General features: G+C 35.5%; 12 protein-coding genes. 4 read left to right on the top strand and 8 right to left on the bottom strand.

The genetic code is table 11. The features are described 5' to 3' along the window. Nucleotides 1–6: 6 nt before the first annotated feature. The 7 genes from BIW12_RS10070 to BIW12_RS10040 form a co-directional block, all read right to left on the bottom strand. On the bottom strand, nucleotides 7–2,304 hold the full coding sequence (locus BIW12_RS10070; protein WP_071185004.1) for a GH92 family glycosyl hydrolase: 2,298 nt from the start codon (nucleotides 2,302–2,304) through the stop codon (nucleotides 7–9). A gap of 28 nt (nucleotides 2,305–2,332) precedes the next feature. Next, nucleotides 2,333–3,919: a glycoside hydrolase family 28 protein gene (locus BIW12_RS10065; RefSeq protein ID WP_232227072.1), complete on the bottom strand. Its 1,587-nt coding sequence runs from the start codon at nucleotides 3,917–3,919 to the stop codon at nucleotides 2,333–2,335. Nucleotides 3,920–4,116: 197 nt separating this feature from the next. After that, nucleotides 4,117–4,965, bottom strand: a complete 849-nt coding sequence (locus tag BIW12_RS10060) for a DUF4861 family protein (RefSeq protein WP_071185003.1) — start codon at nucleotides 4,963–4,965, stop codon at nucleotides 4,117–4,119. Between the two features lie 81 nt (nucleotides 4,966–5,046). After that, nucleotides 5,047–6,840, bottom strand: a complete 1,794-nt coding sequence (locus tag BIW12_RS10055) for a prenyltransferase/squalene oxidase repeat-containing protein (RefSeq protein ID WP_071185002.1) — start codon at nucleotides 6,838–6,840, stop codon at nucleotides 5,047–5,049. Nucleotides 6,841–6,851: 11 nt separating this feature from the next. Continuing rightward, entirely contained in the window at nucleotides 6,852–9,167 is a 2,316-nt protein-coding gene (locus BIW12_RS10050) for a GH92 family glycosyl hydrolase (RefSeq protein ID WP_071185001.1), read from the bottom strand. A gap of 430 nt (nucleotides 9,168–9,597) precedes the next feature. Then, nucleotides 9,598–11,211: a RagB/SusD family nutrient uptake outer membrane protein gene (locus BIW12_RS10045; RefSeq protein ID WP_071185000.1), complete on the bottom strand. Its 1,614-nt coding sequence runs from the start codon at nucleotides 11,209–11,211 to the stop codon at nucleotides 9,598–9,600. A 31-nt stretch (nucleotides 11,212–11,242) separates the two neighbouring features. Then, complete coding sequence (locus BIW12_RS10040) at nucleotides 11,243–14,257, bottom strand: SusC/RagA family TonB-linked outer membrane protein (protein WP_071184999.1); 3,015 nt, start codon at nucleotides 14,255–14,257, stop codon at nucleotides 11,243–11,245. Nucleotides 14,258–14,840: 583 nt separating this feature from the next. Between BIW12_RS10040 and BIW12_RS10035 the strand changes: the two genes are divergently transcribed. The 4 genes from BIW12_RS10035 to BIW12_RS10020 all read left to right on the top strand — a co-directional run bounded on the left by BIW12_RS10035 (nucleotide 14,841) and on the right by BIW12_RS10020 (nucleotide 20,215). Continuing rightward, on the top strand, nucleotides 14,841–15,722 hold the full coding sequence (locus BIW12_RS10035) for an inositol oxygenase family protein (protein ID WP_071184998.1): 882 nt from the start codon (nucleotides 14,841–14,843) through the stop codon (nucleotides 15,720–15,722). 35 nt (nucleotides 15,723–15,757) lie between these two features. Continuing rightward, entirely contained in the window at nucleotides 15,758–17,332 is a 1,575-nt protein-coding gene (locus tag BIW12_RS10030) for a solute:sodium symporter family transporter (protein ID WP_071184997.1), read from the top strand. A gap of 40 nt (nucleotides 17,333–17,372) precedes the next feature. Continuing rightward, nucleotides 17,373–19,301, top strand: coding sequence for a glucosamine-6-phosphate deaminase (gene nagB, locus BIW12_RS10025; RefSeq protein WP_071184996.1), 1,929 nt, complete (start codon nucleotides 17,373–17,375; stop codon nucleotides 19,299–19,301). 101 nt (nucleotides 19,302–19,402) lie between these two features. Then, complete coding sequence (locus BIW12_RS10020; protein WP_071184995.1) at nucleotides 19,403–20,215, top strand: SDR family oxidoreductase; 813 nt, start codon at nucleotides 19,403–19,405, stop codon at nucleotides 20,213–20,215. A 120-nt stretch (nucleotides 20,216–20,335) separates the two neighbouring features. Here BIW12_RS10020 and BIW12_RS10015 read toward each other — a convergent pair whose 3' ends face one another. Beyond that, nucleotides 20,336–21,193 carry a leucine-rich repeat domain-containing protein gene (locus BIW12_RS10015; protein WP_071184994.1) on the bottom strand — a complete coding sequence of 286 codons (858 nt, stop codon included), beginning with the start codon at nucleotides 21,191–21,193 and terminating at the stop codon, nucleotides 20,336–20,338. Nucleotides 21,194–21,247 lie beyond the last annotated feature (54 nt).

Below are 21,247 nucleotides of genomic sequence, written 5' to 3'. Positions count from 1 at the left end.
AAATTATTATTCCTCAATTATTTGATCTGATTTAGATGGCGGAACTTGTTTTGTTCCCCATGTTTTAGAAGGCGTTGCAGCCATTTCAAATTCTAACACACCACCACCCGCAACAATATCGCTGTGCTCAATAAATGCATTTTCGAATGCTTTTCCGTTTAATGTTACCGATTTGATGTATTTGTTTTTATCCGAAAGATTCTTGGCTTTGATGGTGAAATCTTTTCCATTTTCCTGATGAATCACCGTTTGTTTGAAATATGGCGAATTGATCAAATAATAAGATTGTCCCGCATTAGGATACAAGCCCATCATGTGAAAAGCCAACCAGGAAGACATGGCACCAGAATCGTCATTACCTGGAATTCCGCTTCGGCTGCTATTATAATTTTTATCGATAATTTGGTGAATGCGGTCGTTACTCAAATCAGGACGACCAATCCAGTGGTATAAATTCGGACTCAAAAATGAAGGCTCATTCGCAACGTTATAAAATCCTTTATCAAACAGCGTGTTTAGTCTTTTCTTGAAAGCTTCATTTCCACCTGTTTTTTTGATTAACATCGCCACATCATGAGGCACTGAAAGTGAATATTCCCAAGAACTGGCTTCGTAAAAAACACCACACCACCAGCAAACACAATTAGGCCAATCCTGCGCCAAAGGTGTGTAAGGCACATAAGAAATTTTCCCGTTGGTTGCAGCGCATTGAATGCTATCTACCCATTTTCTATTGGAATCTTTTGGCATAATAAAACCACGGGAACCATTGTCTTCGATGTCTCTCCACAGGTTTTGCCAGTTGTCAGCCTGCTTGATAAAACGCCAATATTCTCCTTTGCGTTTGGTTCCTTTGGCTACAATTGCCAGACAATAATCATTATACGAATATTCTAAAGTTCGGTTTCCGGAACGCACATAATCAGTCGACACATATCCTAATCTATTGTAATCTACTAATCCGCCACGCCCCTCTTTTTCTTCATTTCCACCTGGAGGAAACATGGCGTCTTTCATCATTGCTTCCAAACCTAATTTGTAATTGATGCCTTCCAATCCTTTTACAAAAGCATCAGCAATTACTACCTCAGCGTTTGAACCTCCCTGAGTTCGTCCATTTGAATTTCCGCTTCTGGCTTCTGGCAAATAACCGTCGCGTTTGTAGATTTGCAACATCGCATTGACAATATCAATTTCTCGTTTAGGATCTAAAAGTGTAATTAATGGGCTAGAAGAACGATAGGTATCCCAAATAGCGTAAAAATCATCATAATAAGGCGAATCATTTTCCCATAACGGATTTTCTCCTGTACGATCCACAGGCATCAACATCGTGTGATACAATCCTGTGTAAAACATGGTTTTCTTTTCTACCGAAGCTTCTTTTTCAACCTCAACCCTTTTTAATAAATCCTCCCATTTCTGTTGGGTTTCGGCCAATTCTTTATTAAAATCCCAATGCGGAATTTCGTTATCGATATTTTCTCTGGCTTTCAATGAACTGATGAAAGAAATTCCGATTTTCATGTTCACGGTCTTATTCGCTAATTTTTCGAAAAGCAACATAGCACCTGTTTTCTTTCCGTTATCCACCTGATTTTTTTCATTAGGAAAAAACTTTTCGCCTTTCCAGGTAGAGAAATTAGTAAATGGCTGATCGAATACCGCAGAAAAATAAACGGTATAAGTAGCTCCGTTGTTCCAACCACCACGAACTTTAGTGTAACCACGAACTTCAGTATCCGAAATCACTTCTACCTGAGAACCTACAAATTGCTGTGCTTCTCTTCCGTCAGGAATAATGGACTCGTCCAAATATCTTCCTAAATCAATTTTAATTGCATTTTTAGCATTCGAATTAAAAATAAATCGATAAAAAGCAGCTCTGTCAGAAGTTGTAATTTCAGTTTGAATATTCCATTTTTTCAATAAAGCGCCATAATATCCTAAGGCTACCTTTTCGTTTTCGCGTAAAGATTCCTGTTTGATAGTTTCAAAATCGCCCGAAATTGGCATGATAGAAACATTACCATATTTAGCTCCACCTCCGGTACCACTTACATGAACCTGGCTAAAACCATAAATAGGTTTATTTAAATCTGTCGTGAAACCACTATTAGCGTTTAAGTCATTATCAGGACCTGGTTTAATCATTCCGTAAGGACATGACGGCCCTACAAAAACATTTCCCAATCCTTCTGAACCAATCATAGGATCGACATAACGATGATTTTGTGCACTCAATGACAAACACTGTAACAGCAGTGTCAAACCAACAAAAATGGAATTTCGACTTTTCTTCATGATTTCTATTTTAAATACTAAAGTGGTTTTATGGTATGGTTTTTATATTCGTTTCTTTCAAATCTATTTTGGATTCAGAGACATTTTTTAAGACAAGCTGTTCCTTTTTGTCTTCGGGTAAATCAATTTGTTCCATATTCAAATTTTGAACATCATCAAAAACAAATGCGGGTCTGAAATCAGTATTGTCCAAAGTAACTTTGATATTTTTGAAACTGATTCCCTTAACGTGACGCACATAAAATGCCCAGGCTGGTAATTCGCCAAACATCGAAAATTCAGGATACTCTTTTATCACTTCCGGTACCTGATCCAATCGATTTAATGCCACGTAAGCCATTCCTTTAGTGGCTCTGCCGGGATACGAAATAGTAATGTTTTCAAGACTTACATTCTCTATTTGGTATCCAGGAATTCCAACAATTGAGGATGGAAACGGATTATGGAAAAAATCTACTTCAGGACCTCTTAAATCGTAATTAATGTCCGGTCTTCCAAAAGGCACTTGCACTTTTATATTTTTGATACTCACATTTTTAATACTTCCTGCTTTATCCCCACTTCGTTGTCCTATTCGAATAAAAATTGCATTACCTGTATTTACAGCATTGATATTAGAAACTGCAATATTTTCTATGGCAGCTCCATCAACCGATTCGATAGCGATAGCCGAACGAAAAGTATCATAGACTTCAATATCTTTTATTACCACATTTTTAAATCCGCCATAAGATGCCGTTCCAAATTTTATTGCACTGGCACTGGATTTTATCGTACAATTGGCAATATATATTCCATCATTAGCATATCCCGGATAATAGGATTTTAAACAAATTCCATCATCGGCAGTGTCTAAATCACAATTAGTAACCTTCACATTTTTACAATCGGTAATATCGATTCCATCATTATTCCAATACGACCGATTAACAACTTTCAACCCATCCAAACTAAGATTAGAACACAACTCGAAAGACAATCCCCAACAAGAAGCAGCTCCCACTTGTAACCCCTCAATGGCTACATTATCACACTGAGAAAACCGAAACAACTTAGGCCGCATCGTTTCATTAGGTCTATTTCTGCGACTGCTGTAATTAGGATCTACAACAATTCCTGCATGATGCAAACTGTCTATATTTAAAGCCAATTGCAATCCTTGACCGTCAATTTTCCCTTTTCCGTATAGTTTAATATTGGTTGCTTTGTGCGCTAACAGTAAAGCCATTTGTGAATTATCGTCTTTCTTTGGAGAGTCAGGTCTTCCCGGAAAATCCATTTTGTAATAATCCTTAGGATTTGTACTTCCTAACAAAACGGCTCCTTCTTCCAGACGCAGACTCACATTCGATTTCATTTGAATACTACCCGATAAAAATTCCCCTTTTGGAAAAACAACAGATCCACCTTTGTTTTTAAAAGCGGCATCAATCGCTTTTTGAATTGCGATTGTATTTAAGGTTTTTCCATCTGCTTTTGCACCATAATTAGTAATTAAAAACTCTTTTTGAGTTTTAACTTTTTCTTGTGCCTGAGCTTTAAGCCCCAACAACAAAACGCTTACTAATAAGACGGTAAAAAACAGTTTTGGAATTATTTTTAACATCATATTCATTTTTTACATTTTCTTTACCTAAATTCAAAAACACTTAAAATTCAAATACTTAACTCTTTAACAAAACAATATTTCACTTAAAAAAAAGCACAAAAAAAGTACACAGATGACACCGATTGATTAAGTATCATCTGTGCACTTCTTTTTTGAGTTTCAGAATTTCAAATCCTACAAAAAATAAAGCGCTGTTGTATGCTTTATTTGATGTAAGCTTCTAATTTATCTAACGTATTTATTTCTTTTTCCTTAGCACAAGCTGATGTAATTTCAGTTGCTAAATATTTTGTTGGCTTAGAGATTAATAAATACTGTGTTCCATCATCGGTATTTTTTACATAATTCTTAGGATTGTATTTTATTGCTGCTCCAATTCCTACTACTTCTGCGGCTACATCCTCAGGATGCGTTCCCCAAACAGCGATATAATTCTCTCCTTTTTTAGTTTCAAATCCTTTAAAGTAATTTACTCCTGTAGCAAACTGTACTTTTTCGCCATTCAAACTAAAGGCTTCCACTTTAGCTTCTCTTTTTCCAGAGAAAACGGTAACACGAACCAGAATATCAACTTTTTTCCCTTTGTAAGGCACACCTCTGGAAATCATCTCCATCCATGAAGTGTTCTCTGTTTTTCCAACACGAGCTAAACGATTTGTCACTGGATTCAATGAAACTAATTTTTCTCCATCCCAAAGTTTCACTCCTCCTAAACCTACAGTTGATGCCACTTTATAATAATCAGCTCCCCATCCTTCTTTTTGTTGCGCCGGAGTTGGATACCAATGTGCCGCTTTCAACTCTAAACCTTTCTTGGCTTTATTATAAACATCGATAGCTACTTTATCACTAAAATAGATTCTCAATGCCATCCATTCATTTTCTACTGCCGGACCGTGATGCCCAATAGTCTGGTATAAATCTCCTGATTCTGAACCAATATCAGTCAGGTAACTTATTTTTTCGGCTTTCATATACAAACTGTTGTCTGTATTATTTTGTCCAAAACAAATACCGCAAAACAGCAAAGCAGCCATAAATGATAATTTCATAATTTCAATTATTTATAGATTAAACTTAATTTTCGTAAAATTAAGTAAACTTTCTGCAATGCCCGAAAAATTCCTCTATTATTAAGAAATTGTCATTTTATGTCGAAATGGTGTGAAACCGGTAATATAAACATGAACTCCATCGGTACGTAAAGTTCCCTGATGATAGGTGTATTCTTCACTATCTAAATTACTTACGTTTTGATGTTCACAAATCCCTGGGCCTAGCTGGATGGCATCTGTTCCCATTGATAATTGAGCCGTACCTGATTTCAAAAAATAATTTCCTTTTTCTCCCAAAGTTGCTCCAGCAACCTGAGTCCCTTCTTTGAAACACATTTCTACCGTTATTTCCACATTAGGCGGACCATCCACTTTAAAATCCAAACTTAAGGCTCCATTATTTTCCTCAATTTCAACAACCGTGGTTTGCGTTTTTATATTGCTTGCAACTCGATTATCAAAATCCATTTTGTTCCAAAACCTTCCATCCTTTGACTCTGACAATTGATAATCGCCATCAGTTTTCCGGAATTCCGGAGCCAGTGGCTGATAATAATCGGCTTCTTTTGTTTCTTTCAAAATGTATTTATTCCCTACTTTTTCGATACCATCACTACTGAAATAACCCATTCTGAAAAACGAAGACGACAATCGCATGTATTTTAATATGGCATCTCCTTTTCGATACATTAAAAAATTAGGGTTAGACGATCTTCCTGAAGCTATTAATACCGGTTTGTCATTTCCTCCAAATAGCGTTATCGAAGTTTTGCCTCGTCTGATTCGGGCCAAATTGGAAAGAACAAAAAACTTTTCAAAATCATTTTCAACATTAGAACTCACAGGAATTTGCTGCTGCAACTCTGGATCCCCCATAAATTCAACCAATGAATCCTGTAGAATATACTTGTCAAAATCGGGACTTTTTTCAATAAGTTTTACCATATACGCAAACAATGGATTTCCCGTATGAATAGCCATATAACGGTATTGCAAATAAAATTTGGTAACCGTGATATCCATAAACTGATCCTGTCTTTTAGAATCTACAGTAACCAAATCGCCATTAGGTTCCGTGTAATAATAAGTTGTGATTAAGTTTTTTTGAACCATTTTCAACAACTCCGGCCTATTCAGTAATCGGGCCATCGTAATTAAGGCCTTGTCTATAACCGCCGAATAAATCCCGCTTCGTTCCGAATAATGTCCATCCTGATTGATATAAACTCCTTCGGCCAACCATTGGTCAATTCTTTGAACGTATCTGACATCCGGATAAAGCGAATTGATATTGGCCAGAGCTGCACTAACCACCCATCGGTGATTAGGCGTGTGAACTCCTCCTGTTATCATTGCTTCCCCGGCATTCTGAATAAACTTTTTAAGTTTCACTTTTACCGGATCCAAATCTTTTTGTTTATTTTCTCTCAAAACTGTCGCAGCCGAACAAATGTATTCTAAAACAAAAGCCGTATCAGGTGGTGACTGTCTGTTTCCACCAGCATCAACCGTCCCATCGCTGTATTGTCCTTTTAATAATACATCAGCCGATTGATTCAAACGTTCGACAACAATTTTAGACTTATAAAACCTCGATTCCGAATGAGAAACCGAGGCGGATAATACCGCAATACTATTTGCCAAAGAACGAAAACTACTCAGACGAATAGCAGAATCAGTGAGCTCCTTTTGAAGCAGCTGTTCCACCTTTGCATCATTACTTAAAAGAAGTTTTTTCATCAAAAGAGAATCCACTTTAGTTGTCGGGGCACTAAAAAATCCATCATTTGCCAAAACAGCGTCGCTAACCAAAGCACCAAGCAATGATAGACTTCCTAGTTTTAAAAATTCGCCACGACTTATCTTGTTCATCTCTTTTATTTTTAATTCGATAATGAAAATGGCTTACTTTCCTTAGCTGTTCCCCATGATTTATTAGGTTGGTTTCCCATTTCAAAATCTAAAATTCCTCCCTTCATAATAGAAAAATGATCCAAATAGGTTTTATAATATTCTACTCCGTTAAACCTTATTTTCTGGATGTAATTATTCCCGGAAGAAGCTCCTTTTGCATTAATAATCAATGTTTTTCCGTTTTCCAAACTCAGTGTAATTTTATCAAAATGAGGTCCCGAAATCACATATTGAGGCACTGAAGGAGCAACCGGATAAAATCCTAAGGCTGCAAAAACATACCAAGCCGACATTTGTCCTGCATCGTCATTTCCACTTAATCCACCTACTTCACTGCTGTACTCGGTTTTCATAATTTGGCTTACCAATTCCTGAGTTTTCCAGGCTTGTCCAGAATAATTATACAAGAACGGAATTTGATGACCCGGTTCATTTCCATGCCAGTATTGTTTGGCGGCATGGAAACGATCCAGGTTGGCATTAAAACCATCTTCTCCTCCCATTAAATTCATTAATCCTTTGATATCCTGAGGTACATACCAGGTATATTGATACGGTGTGCCTTCGGTGATATATGGTTTTCTTATAAACTTGTCAAAATCTTTAGTAAAAGTGCCATCGGCAAAACGTCCTCTTACCGTAGAATCTGCTACGCTATACACATTTTTATAATTCAACGCTCTTTTTTTCAAAAGTCGGGCGTGAAGCGTGTCTCCTTTTTTGGCTGCAATTTGCGAAAGCGCAAAATCATCAAAAGCATATTCTAAAGTTCGGGAAACCTGCTCTCCTTTATGAAACGATTCTAATACGGCATCTTCCAATGGGACATAACCATATTTTAAATAAGAGTCCAAACCACGGCGCCCTTTTCCATTTACATAATCGGCATGATTATCCGGTGTTTTAAAGGCGTTTTGTATCAAATAGCTGTATTCTTTGTCGGATATTTCGATATTATTTTTCATATAAGCGTCAGCTACTGCCGCTACTGAATGATCGCCAATCATAGCCGAAGTATAACTATTCCAGCAGGGAAAAATAGGCATCCATCCACCTTGCTCCGCCATAGAAAACAGACTTTTCATCATTTGTCCATTCACTTTTGGCGTTAGCATATTAAACAACGGAAGCGAGGCTCTATAAATATCCCACATAGAGAAATCAGTAAAATAATCGTCTTTGCCGCTATTCATTAATTTTTGTCCACCATTGAAACTTACATACGTTCCATCAACATCATTAAAGGTTCTTGGCTGTAAATAACTATGATACATTGCGGTGTAAAACTTTACTTTATCATCTTTATTTGTTCCTTCAACCTTTACTTTTGAAAGCAAGTTTTCCCAGGTTTCTTTCAGGTTTTCTTTTGCTTCTTCAAAATCCAAATCTTTAGTTTCAGCTGCTAAATTCTTTCTGGCTTGTTCAATACTGGTGAATGAAGTCCCGATTTTTGCTTCGATGGTTTCTCCTTTTTCAACATTAAAAGAGATGTAGGCTCCTATATTTTCTAAATCAGAAATTTGTGTGTTTCCTTCAAGAACTTTTTCATTTTGATAAACACCAAATCTCCCTGAACTTTTACTCAATTGTACTACAAAATAGCCACTGAAACCAGCTTTATCACCCCAACCCTGGTAAATTTTATGTACAGGATTATAGCCAACAATTTCGTTTTTTTCTGCATTTATTTGGATAAAACCTTCTCCTTCATCACTATTAGGATTCACAACAATATGAGCTTCGCCTGAATTTTCGAATGTAAACTGGAACAAACCACAACGCTTAGTTGCTGTCATGTTTACATCAATCTTGTAATCAGCCAGAGTAACATTATAATTGTATGGAGTCGTTTTTTCGGTATCATGCAAAAAATTTGATGCTCTATCATCGGCCTGACATTTTAATTTTCCTGATATAGGCATAATGGTCATACTTCCATAATCCTGAACACAAGAACCGCTAAGCCAATGACTTCCTCTAAAACCTGAAATCTTTGTATCAGTATAATAATAAGGAGCCACACATTTGGTTTCCGTTGCTTTGGTTTGCGCTGTCCAGTTAGTCATTCCAAAAGGAACAGTAACATAAGGTACTACCTGTGCATTGTTCTCTTTTTCATCTTCTCCATGTTGCAAAGCACTAATAGTTGTAGAAGGTGCTGTCCCTATTAAAGGATTGACAAAATCTACATATTGACTAACAGATGTTTTTACCGAACAGGAAAGCACAACTAATAAAACGGGGAAGGCTATGAGCCTATATCTAAATAAACGGTACAAATTCATATTGATTGATTTGTGTTTTTTTGATGCTGGTGTATTGCGTTTAAAAAGGCAATACAACAATCATCAGGAATAAGCTCTATGCTTGAGTATTTGAATTTTAATTAATTATGCTGTTGCAAAAAATAGCATTCTAAAGAAATCTTACATTATACCAACAAATTGATATGGATTAATTAAGGCAAAAGCATTTCTTCTCATTCACTTTTAAAACAGTTGAATTTCTCTTTTTATTAAAAAAAATTAAACTATTGAAATAAGTAAAGATTAGATTTTACCGATTTTTAAAACAAACGCTTTGAATGAGATAATGAATAACAATCTTGTTGAATTCATTTTTTAAGAAGAAAAGAGAAGAAGAACGAGCTTCTTCTCTTTTCAGGGGTAACTAAATTACCAACCAACTTTAACAATCAAACAATAAATAATAAACTTAATTATTAATATAATCCGGGTTTTGAACCAAAGCAGGATTTAACACCAACGCATTAGTTGGAATTGGGAAAACACGACGTTTAACATCTGAATCTGTTTTGAAGCCCCATTGTCCTTCAAATTTCCCAAATCGAATCATATCATTTCTATGCCAAGCTTCCCAAGCAAATTCACGAGATCTTTCTTTGTACAAATCCTCTAATGTTACACTTGTCCATGCAGTTGAAGTAGAGCGATTAGAACGTATCGTGTTTACTAAAGAAAGTGGTGTATCACCTAAAGTAGCAGCTCCACCACGAAGAATAGCTTCAGCTTTCATTAATAAAATATCTGAATAACGTAAAAACGGTACATCATTATTTTGATTACGGCTTGTTGAAGAAGCATCAGGATAGAATTTAATATTTCTATATCCCATATTCCATGCAATTTCATCGTTACCTAAATCTGTTAATGGAACACTTTGACGAAGAACAATATTAGGAGTTAAATCTACTTGGTAAGTATATGGATCTCCACCATCAGAACCGGTATAGAATTGATCATATCCTTTTTTTGTTGTAGTAACAGTTAATGGAGTTCCATTATTATTGTATTGTAATCCTGTCAGCCATTGTTTGTTACGAATATCATTAGCATCATTTTCAAAATGGGTATAGAATTCAGGCAATGTACTTCTAGGTGCACTCGGAGTAAAAGGCAGAGCAAACTTAGCACGCATAGATCGAGGAACATCATAACGCGCATGGTACATTAATCCACCACCACCTACAGCCGGATCATAAGGTACTGCAAAAATAAACTCCTTCATTTGTGGTCCATTATTAGGATAGAACATCTGAAGATAAGTTGCTCTTGGTTCGATATTATACAAACCTGAACCTATTACCTGGTCACAAGCTGCAATACAGTCATTATAACGTTGTGTCCCTGTATATACCTGAGCATTCAAATACATTTTAGCCAGTAAAGCATTAGCTGTTTGTCTGTTTGGTCTTCCATAAGTAGCTACTCCTGAAGCAGGATTCAAATTAGGAATAGCTTCTTTCAATTCTTTTTCAACAAAATTGAATACCTCTACTCTTGTTGATTTTGGTTTAGAGCTAAAGTCTCCATATACTGTGTCTAATGGTACTTCTCCAAAATTATCCATCATGATGAAATAAGAAATAGCACGCATGGTTTTTAACTCAGCAATTAAAGTCGATTTTTCAGTTCCAGCCGGCATTGCCTGTTCTAAGATTGAAATAGCCTGATTACTTCTTCCAATTACACCAGAAGACCAATTCCAAAGACTTCCTACGATACCATTATCTACTGTCCAATCATGGAAGTGCATAGCAATGTAGTTTCTGTTATCAAACCAGTTTCCTCCTCTTGCAGGCAGAATGGCTTCATCTGTACTTAATGATTGTGTCCACCACCAGGAAAATGAAAAATCTCCACGGAAAGCAACATAAACCGGCCCTGCTGTTTGAATAAACTGAGTTGAATTTTGAGGAAACACATCAGGGGTTAGTTGTGTCGTAATTGGCACATCTAAATTTTCACAGGATCCAAACAAGCCCATAGCCAGTATTGGAAGTCCCAAATATTTCATTATTTTTTTCATAATATTTACAATTATTACAATTATTATTTTCTTAGAATACCACGTTAAAACCTAATAAAAACGTTCTGGTTTTTGGATAAAAGTTATTTGAATCTACACCAGGAGCTGTACCACCTTGTTCTACCTCAGGATCAATTCCACTGTATTTAGTAATTACAAATAAATTATTTACTGTAGTGTACATGCGGAAACTTTTAACAAACTTGTTGATGTTTTTAAAATTATAGCCAAGAGTTGCATTATCTAATCTGATATAACTACCATCTTCTATAAAGCGTGAAGAATAACGATAAGAATTCAAATCATTTGGTGATTCGTTTTGTGCATCAACTAAAATATTTGTAGTCATTGCTGTGGCAGGTCTAAATAAATCGGCGCGGGTAGCATTGAAGATTTTATTTCCAAATACTCCTCTAACGAAAACGCTTAAATCAAAATTCTTGTATTGAAAATTATTTGACCAACCCAATAATACTTTTGGTTGTGCACTTCCTAAGTAATGGTAATCAACACCGTTTAATGGAGTTGTAGTTAAATTTCCATTTTTATCATAATATTGAGAAACTCCATTTTCATTTTTCCCGGCATAATCCAATGTAAAGAACTGTCCAAGAGGTTTACCTTCTTTAAAAATTTGTAAAGTCGCTCCTGTTTGTCCTCCACCATCAGGTTGTACTCTTCTGATAGAATCTCCACCAATAAAGAATGGGTTTGTCAATTTTACAATTTTATTCTTGTTACTAGCAATATTCAGGTTAGTTGACCAAGTAAAATTAGCCGTTTTAACTGGGGTAGCACCTAAAGCAATCTCAATACCTTTATTAGACATAATACCTCCATTAGCGACAATAGAACCTACAGGAACTAATACTGGGTTTACCTGATAATTGAAAATCATGTCTGTTGTTTTCTTGTCGTAAACATCAACCGAAGCCGTAATTACTCCTTTTAACAATGAAAAATCAAGACCAAAGTTTGTTGTTGTAGTTTTTTCCCATTTTAAATCCGGATTAGCAGCCTGTATTGGTCCATAAGCACCTATTTGTTGTCCATTATAATAGAATGTCCCGGCACTTCCTGAAATAAATTGAGCAGTATAAGCATTAAATCCTGAAGAGTTTCCTGTTACACCATAACTGGCACGAAGTTTCAAGTCGCTGAAAATATTTTGGTTTTGCATGAAGGTTTCTTTGTCAATTCTCCAAGCTCCTCCTACAGAAGGAAAATATCCCCATCTGTTGTTAGCCCCAAATACTGAACCTCCATCTCTTCTTACTGTACCTTGTAAAAGATATTTATCATTAAAATTATAATTCAAACGTGCAAATTGAGAAATCAAACGTGTTTTTTGATATGCCTGACTATCTCCAAAATTCACCACATAACCTCCTACTGAAGTATAATTACTTAAAGCTAAGTTATTGTAACCCACATTATCTACAGGAAAGTTAGTTGTTGTAGCCTGAAAACCATCTCCTAAAGTGTTTTCCTGCCATGAATAACCTAAAACAGCTTTAATTTTATGATTACCTATTTCTTTATCCCAATTTAAGAAACTCTCTATAATATTATTAGTATTTTCATAATAGTTTCTTAATGCCGAACCATTTACACCAAAATTAACCAAAGTTTTTGTAAATGGTGGATCTGGATTATTGTAAAAGTTAGCACTGTTGTATTGAGAATAATAACTATCATAAAACTCTCCATGAGAAGTACTCAACTTTTGGTGAGCAATGTTTAGGTTATAAGTAAATCCAAATGGCAACTTAACTTCTGTTGTGAAATTTCCAATAAGGTTGTTTGTTTTAGTTTCATCTGTTCCGTGCTCAATCAAAGCAACCGGGTTAAAATATCCTGTACTAACAAAATTTTCAAAGAAACTACCATCTTCATTTCTAACCGGAGAAACAGGAAGGTGATTAATTGATTGTAAAAGTACCGAGTTACGTTGTGGAACATTTACATAGTTACTAACAGAATTAGTTACATTCAAACCAAATTTCACTTTATCATCAAAAGCATATTGTTCAACTGCCAAACGGGCAATTACACGTCCAAAATCACTTTTCAAAAGAACACCTTCTCTTTTTATAGAAGTTAAACTAGCCGAATAATTACTTTTTTCTCCCCCGCCACTTATCGATAAGTTATGGCTGCTTGAAAGTGCTCCAGATCTCAAAATAGCTTTTTGCCAATTTGTATTAGCTCCCTTATCATTTTCAGGAGTAAAATTCAAATTATTTTTAGTTGTAAAAGCTCTTAATTGAGAAGCATTCATCATATCCAATTGATTAGAAACATTCTCTATACCAAAATAACTGTTATATGAAATTTGAGTTCTTTCTTTACTTCCTTTTTTAGTTGTTACCATAATAACCCCATTTGCGGCACGGTTACCATAAATAGCAGTTGCAGCAGCATCTTTAAGAACATCAATAGTTGCAATGTCATCTGGTGAAATCATCGAGATATCAACACCCGGAACTCCATCAACCACATAAAATGGACCTTGTGAACTATTTAAAGTAGAAACCCCACGCATTACAACAGAAGCTGATCTTGTAGGATCACCACTAGATGAAATATTCAAACCGGCAACTTTACCTTGCAACAATTGTCCTACATCACTAATAGCTCCTTTATTCATATCCTCTGCTTTAACAGAAGTAACAGAAGTAGTTAAATTTTTTCGAGAACCTTTACCGTACCCTACTACCACAACTTGCTCAAGGTTTTGAGCCCCCGATACTAATTTAACAGTCAAGTTAGATCTTGAACCGCTTAGCTTAACGCTTTGATCAGCAAAACCTACATAAGAAACAATAATAACAGCATTGGGATTTGAGACTTCGAGTCTGAATTTCCCATCTAAATCTGTCTCTACACCATTTTTCGTTCCGCTTTCTAAAATATTAGCACCCGGTAATGGTAAATTTTGATCATCTACCACCTTACCTGACACCTGTGTTTTTTGTGCCCACGAATTAATTGAAAACGCTATCAAGAAAAATAACGTCAATAATTTGAATTTGGTTTTTTTCATTTTTAATTAGTATTAGTTAATAATATTATGGTAAAATTAACAGTTCGACTCCAGCTTGAAATGGATAAATCGGTCAAAAACATATAAAATTCAATCAAATTCCCTTAAAAAAAGAGACCAAAAAATACATTTATCGTTTTTAAACTGTTATTTTTTTGTATTATCACTAACACTAAACCTTAAAAAACAGGACTTTAGCCGACTCTCTATCTTTGAAACACCAAAAACCATTTAAGTTAATTTTGAATGCTCTTTTTTAACATCTTCAACAGTCAACAACAGCTATTTTTTAACTCTAAACTGTTCTTTTAGAATTTCTCTAAGCAAATTCTACCTAAAAAAGACCTTTTCCCAATTGATTTTCACAAATCAATACCACAACAAAAAGACCTATTAAATACATATAACATTATTTAATTGATAAAAAATTGACACTATGAAAAATCCATCCATGTTTTTGGACCATTTATCCATTTTAGAAAAACACTATCTGCGTAATTTTGAAATTCACAATAAACTCAATAATTGGGGTTTTAAAAAAAAAGACAAAACATTTAGCAAAACATCATAAAAAACAACACCAATGGAAAAAGCGAACAACACCGACAAATTCAATAATCCGATGCACCAAATTGATGATTGGGAAGAAAACTTAATCGAACGCTATCCTGATCCTTCATTAGAAAAAAAAGAAAAAGAAGAATTCCGCAATTATGTGGATTCTGAAAGAGTAGAAACCGTAAGAGAGTTTTACCGAATTAACCATACTTATCAAACCTATGATTTTGTATGCGAAAAAGAAAAAGAGTTCCTAAAATTTGATCGCAAAGAAATGTCACTATGGGAAGCCGTGGATTTCCTGAATACTTTAGTAGATGATAGCGACCCTGATATTGACTTAGATCAATTCCAGCATTTATTGCAAACATCAGAGGCCATTCGTGCCGATGGTCACCCGGATTGGTTTGTACTAACAGGATTTTTACATGACATTGGAAAAGTATTATGTTTATTTGGCGAACCACAATGGGCTGTTGTAGGCGATACATTCCCTGTAGGATGTAAATTCTCAGATAAAATAGTTTATCCGGAGTTTTTTGCTGCCAATCCGGATAGTACTAATGAAAAATACAACACTAAATATGGTGTTTATTCTCCTAACTGCGGATTAGACAAGGTAAAAATGAGCTGGGGACATGATGAATATTTGTACCAAATCCTGAAAGATCACTTGCCTGAACCAGCTTTATACATGATTCGTTACCATTCATTCTATTCTCAACACAGGGAAAATGCTTATACACATTTAATGACCGAGCATGATATTGAAATGTTTGAATGGGTTAAAAAATTCAATCCTTACGATTTGTACACTAAAGCACCTGTAAAACCCGATTCGAAAGCTTTACGCCCTTATTACGAAGAATTAGTTGCTAAATATTTGCCTGCAACTTTAAAATTCTAAGCGAATTTAGCACGTAACTTAAACATCCATTTGACATGTTATATACCTATTTAGGCTTTTTTGGATTCACACTCCTGGTTATCTTTTACACGAGTTACAAACTCCGAAAAGACAATCTAAACACGTCAAATGGATATTTTTTTGCCGGAAAAAGTTTATCAGCACCTGTTATTGCAGGATCTATGTTGTTAACAAACATTTCCACCGAACATCTAATTGGGATGAATGGGAGTGCTTATAAAAACGGAATTATCGTCATTGCCTGGGAAGTAACCTCGGCAATAGCCTTAGTTATAGCCGCCATTTATATCATTCCTCGCTTTCTAAAACTAGAACTTACCACCATCCCTGAATTTCTGGAAAAACGATTCGATTCGAGTGTACGCTCCGTCGTTGCTGTTTTACTGGTTAGTTCATACGTGGTTACCTTATTACCAATCATTTTATACTCAGGAGCAATTAATATCGAAAGTATTTTTGATTTTGCAACTGTTTTCTCGATAACCAAAGAAGAATCCCTGGTCTATACAGTACTGGCTATTGGAATTATTGGTTCAGCCTACGCAATTTTTGGAGGGTTAAAAGCCGTCGCTTTTTCCGATTCTCTCAACGGAATAGGATTAATGCTTGGAGGTCTGTTAGTCACAATTATTGCCTTGTATCAAATTGGAAAAGGAAATATTTTTGAAGGAGTCAGTTCCATTTATAATTTTGCTCCAAAAAAGTTTGACATCATAGGAAAAGAGGATTCTGTTTTACCTTTTTCGACACTTTTTACAGGACTGATGATTAACCAAATTTATTTTTGGGGAATGAATCAAGCCATTATCCAAAGAGCTTTGGGAGCAAAAAATTTAATAGAAGCTCAAAAAGGCTTAATCTATACCGGCATTCTAAAACTATTAATGCCGCTCATCATTGTAGTTCCCGGATTAATTGGATTTTATTATTTCCAGGAGCAATATTATGACAAACCCGATTTGATTTATCCTCTTTTGGTTAAAAAAGTTTTACCCACTTATCTCTACGGTTTTTTTGCCGCAGTGATATTAGGAGCCGTACTAAGCACTTTTAACAGCATCTTAAATTCTGCTAGTACTATTTTTTGTATGGATATTTACAAAAAAAGCTTAAACAAAGATACCACCGAAGAAAAGCTGGTCTATTATGGAAAAATTACCTCTATCATACTCGCCGTAATAGCCATTTCGGTAGCACCATTAGTAGCTCATGCACCTTCCGGATTGTATCTTCTTTTACAGGAATTAAACGGAATCTTCTTCATCCCGGTTTCATCCATATTAGTTGCCGGTTTATTTTTTAAGCAAATTAATGCCGCCGGTGCAAAAGCGGGATTATTTTTTGGATTTGTATTCTACATCCTAACTTCATTTGTATTTAAAATCAACATCCATTTTGTGCACTTATGGGGAATCGAATTTGTACTGAATTTCATTATTATGTTACTCGTTTCAAAACGATTTAATACAACCAATACAGAATACGAGGAAGAACTTTCTAAAAATCATGAAAAATCATGGCCCGGAATGAACCTGGCAGGAACTATTTTAGTTTCATTAACCATTTTAATTTATATCATACTATCTTAGTAAAGCATTTCATTCATTTTCATAAAACAAAAACAACACTATGATAAAAAGCAATATTGACAAAGCTACAGGATTTGAAAAACGTTTCGAAAATATCAATACTGTTGTTTTCGAAAATTCAAAAACTGCCTCAATAGCTGTCGCTCATGAGATTGCGGCATTAATCCGATCCAAACAGGAACTGCAGGAATCCTGTGTTCTGGGACTAGCAACCGGATCTTCTCCAAAAGGTTTGTATGCCGAATTAGTGCGTATGCACAAAGAGGAAGGTCTTAGTTTTAAAAATGTTATCACTTTCAACCTGGACGAATATTATCCAATGGAACCAGATTCTATCAATAGCTACGTGCGATTTATGAAAGAATTACTATTGGATCAGGTAGATATTTTACCCGAAAATTACAATATTCCTGACGGTACTTTATCAAAAGAACAAATTCAGGATTACTGCGCTCAATACGAAGAAAAAATAGAAGCACTTGGCGGAATCGACTTGCAAATTTTGGGTATCGGTGGTAACGGACACATTGGTTTTAACGAATCAGGCTCTTTACAAAACTCGAAAACGAGATTAGTTGCTCTGGATCATATTACAAGAGTAGCGGCGAGTAAAGATTTCTCCGGATTAAATAACACGCCCAGAACAGCCATTACTTTAGGCGTAAAAAAAATAATGGAAGCCAAAAGAGTTATTCTACTGGCTTGGGGTGAAGGAAAATCAAACATCGTCAAAGCATCTGCCGAAGGAACTGTTACCAATCTTGTCCCTGCTTCTTTCTTACAGGAACACAATAATGCTATTTTTGTACTAGATCAGGAAGCTGCTTCAAAGCTAACCAGAATCAACAAGCCCTGGCTGGTTGAAAAAATTATATGGACAGACAAATTAACCCGAAAAGCTGTTCTGGGAATGGCATTGGAGCTTAAAAAGCCAATCTTGCGACTTACCGATGCCGATTATATAGAAAACGGAATGAGCGATTTATTGGCCGATCTAGGTCCGGCTTACAACATCAACATCAATATTTTTAACAAACTACAACACACTATTACCGGGTGGCCGGGTGGAAAACCCAATGCCGATGATTCCAACAGACCAGAACGCGCCGCACCAGCCAGAAAAAGAGTGTTGATTTTTAGTCCGCATCCTGATGATGATATTATTAGTATGGGAGGTACTTTTATGCGTTTACAGGAACAGGGGCATGAAGTTCATGTAGCTTATCAAACTTCAGGAAATATTGCTGTAGCTGATAGTGAAGCCGAAAGGTTTGCGCGATTTGTATGTGATTACAACGAAAAATTTGATATTAAAAGTCCTGAAGCCAACGCAATTTACGAGAAAGCTCAGGAATTTTTAAACAACAAAAAAACAAGCCAAATAGACACGCCCGAAGTAAGGCACATAAAAGGGCTTATTAGAAAAGGAGAAGCCCGTGCAACCAGCCATTTTGTGGGACTGACTGACGATCAAATTCACTTTATGGATCTTCCTTTTTATGAAACCGGAACTATCGAAAAGAAACCTTTAGGTAAGGCTGACATTCAATTGACAATGGATCTTATTGAAAAAATAAAACCACACCAAATATTTGCAGCAGGAGACCTTGCCGATCCGCACGGAACGCACAAAGTATGTTTGGATGCCATTCTCGATGCAGTAAAAAACCTAAAATCAAAAGATTTTATAAACGACTGCTGGTTGTGGCTGTATCGCGGTGCCTGGCAGGAATGGGGCATTGACGAAATAGAAATGGCAGTACCTATGAGTCCGGATCAGGTTTTAGCTAAAAGACACGGAATATTCAAACATCAATCTCAAAAAGACGGTGTGGTATTCCAAGGCACAGATGCCAGAGAATTTTGGCAAAGAGCCGAAGACCGTAACAAAGAAACCGCTGAATTGTATGACCAATTGGGCTTATCCAATTATGCTGCAATGGAAGCCTTTGTTAGGTGGAAATATTAAAACAAACCCTATTATTTTTTTTGAAAAAAGCTGTGTGAATTCTAAGCAATTCATGCAGCTTTTGTACTAAAAGAACAAAACAAAAACCTTAAAATTAAAAAATGAATTTATTTAACATTAAAAACAAAGTTGCCGTAATTACCGGAGGAACCGGTGTTTTAGGCAGCTCTATTGCCGGGCATTTAGCCGCTTCAGGCGCAAAAATTGTCATCATAGGCAGAAATCAGGAAACAATAGACAATAGCATCAGCACACTTACAAAAAATGGCTATGATGCCTTAGGAATTGCTGCCGATATTCTCAACAAAAAATCATTAGAGGAAGCCAGAGAAAAAATCGTAAACTATTACGGGAAAGTGGATGTTTTATTGAATGCCGCCGGAGGAAATATGCCGGGAGCAACCATCAGTGAAGACCAAACAATTTTTGATTTATCGATGGATGCTTTTCAAACTGTGACCGATTTAAACTTAAATGGTACTGTACTTCCTTCGATAATTTTTGGTGAACTGATGGCGAAACAAAAAGAAGGAGTTATCATTAATTTCTCATCAATGACTGTTGAAAGAGCCGTAACCCGTGTGGTAGGTTATTCGGCATCTAAGGCTGCGATGGAAAACTTTACCCGATGGATGGCAGTAGAAATGGCTACAAAGTTCAGTGATAAAATTCGGGTAAATGCAATTGCTCCGGGATTTTTTATTGGAAACCAAAACCGAAAACTGCTAACCAATGAAGACGGAAGCTATTCTCCAAGAGGAAACAGCATTATTAACAACACACCAATGAAGAGATTTGGAGAAGCCAATGAACTAGCAGGAGCAATTCACTTTTTATGCAGCGAGGCATCTCAATTCATCACCGGAATAGTACTTCCTGTAGATGGTGGATTTAGTGCTTTTAGCGGAGTTTAAAAAGTCCGAAACAAAAAAACCTGTGAGATTATCACAGGTTTTTACAAACACTAAACTTATTATAAAACTAACTTAATAAAAAAACCAATATTCTATAAAAACAACCAAACCAAATAATTATTAATCCTCAGCTACAATAGGTCTTTTTTCCATTTCTACAGCAACATTCATTAAATAAGCCACACCACTTTCATTAACCATAGTCATATTTAGTGTATCTAACATAGCCAATTTTTTAGTTACCAGACCATTAAATTTATTATAAGAAATATTCATCTCTTTCAATCCGTTTAATTTCTCAAGAGCTAAAGGCACCTGTCCTTGAAAATTATTTTCAAACAAACTTAAATTGGTCAATTGAGTCAAATTAGCAATATCAGCACTCAAACTACCACTCATTTTGTTACTGTTCAACAATACTGTTTTTAAAGATTTCATTTGGTAGAACGAAGCAGGAATAGCTCCTTCAATTTCGTTATTAAAAACTGCTAAAGTCTCTAAATTTTGCAAATTCCCAATACTAGCCGGTAACTGGCCTGAAAGTCTATTCATGTATAATTCTAAAGTTTTCAGATTAGTTAAATTACAAATGGATTCTGGAATAGCAGACGTTAAAGCATTAAAAGACAAGTCTAAAACTTTTAATTCTTTTAAATTTCCTAAACTCGCAGGAATACTTCCGGATAATTGATTTTTGTGTAAATTTAATTCTTGTAAACTCTTCAAATTACCCAATTCAGCCGGAATTAAACCTACCAAATTATTATTTTGCAAATCTAAAGCAATTACTTTATCATTCTGAACCTTAACACCTGACCAGCTAGTCATAGGTTGAGACAAATCCCATTTTACTTTCCATTGGCTACCGCTAGTAGCTTCATACAATTTTACAAGTATTTCTTTATCAGAAAGCGTCACATTAGCCATCATTGAAAATGAAGCTAAAAGCATTAAAAATAGAGTAAATATTTTTTTCATAATCCCCGCTTATTAAATTTCGATGATTAAATGTACAACAAAACATAGTTAAAA

Source organism: Flavobacterium commune, from assembly GCF_001857965.1.
In the GTDB taxonomy this organism is placed as follows: Bacteria; Bacteroidota; Bacteroidia; order Flavobacteriales; family Flavobacteriaceae; genus Flavobacterium; species Flavobacterium commune.
The sequence above is the reverse complement of the archived record's forward strand: the minus strand, read 5'-3'. Positions and strand labels throughout refer to the sequence as shown.